Below are 1,046 nucleotides of genomic sequence, written 5' to 3' on the forward strand. Positions count from 1 at the left end.
CGCAGGCCCATGGTGCGCAGCCGGGCGAGCAGGGCGACGCGCTCCGGGGCCGCCCGCAGCAGCGTCAGCAGCACGGCGAGCAGGGCGAACCCCGCCGCGCCGATCACGGAGGCCCAGAACAGCCGGCCGGCCGAGAGCTGGAGCGGGTCATTGGCCAGCTCGGCGGCCAGGCCGGTGCTGGTGCGCGCCACGTAGCCGAACGGCAGGCTGTCGGGGTCCTCACCCGCACGGGCCTGGCCGGCCGGTGCGGCGCCGGGGGACGCGGGTGCCGTGGTGGATCCGGCCACCGCCGCCGGTGCGGAGGACGACCCGGCGGTGGCGGAGGGAGCCGGTGTCGGGGACGCGGTCGCTCCGCCGGGCGGGGTGGCGCCGACGAAGGAACCGACCCCGCTGAGCGGCCCCTTCTCCCGCACCAGCGCCTTCAGCTGGTGCTCGTCCACGTCACCGGTGCCGAACCACAGGTTGGGCTGGGCGAGTTCGGGCCTTCGGGCGGCCGCGGTACCGGCCGACACGATGACGAACCGCCGGGTCGACTCCTCCAGCGCGGGTGTGGCGTCGACGGTTCCGGCCTTCGCGACGAGGAGTTCCCAGCCGTTGAGCATCCGCAGGCGCTGGCTGCCGTCGCCCGCTTCGGCCGCGAGTGCCTTGCTGAACAGGGCCGGCACGGGGGTGTCGTCCCCGCCGGCTCCGCCCGCCAGGACGGCCGGGTCGAAGGCGCCGCGCCCGACGGATCGGGCCAACTCGACGTACGACTCCGGGTCGACGGCCAGCACGCTGACCCGGGTGGACCCTCCCGAGACACCGACGACGAACACCTCGCTCTCCCACCAGACGGCGGTACCGGTCCGGACGCCGGGCAGGGCGTTCGCCGCCTTGATGAACCCGGGCGGCAGCGAGACACCGGTCGGCGCGCCGACGACCGCGTCCCCGCCGACCGCCTGCCGGGCCGCACGCAGCCGGGAGCCGTCCACCGCGTCCAGCACGGTGGCCCCGAAGCCGGCCGTGGTGACGGCGAGCATCAGTGCGAGCAGCGGCAGTACGGAGGG

1 pseudogene is annotated in these 1,046 nt (G+C 76.1%); it reads right to left on the reverse strand.

The annotated features are described in order from the left end of the window. Positions 1 to 1,046, reverse strand: a pseudogene (locus ACFC1F_RS43455) (hypothetical protein); the annotation flags it as partial.

Source organism: Kitasatospora sp. NPDC056181 (assembly GCF_042266225.1).
Lineage (GTDB): Bacteria > Actinomycetota > Actinomycetes > Streptomycetales > Streptomycetaceae > Kitasatospora.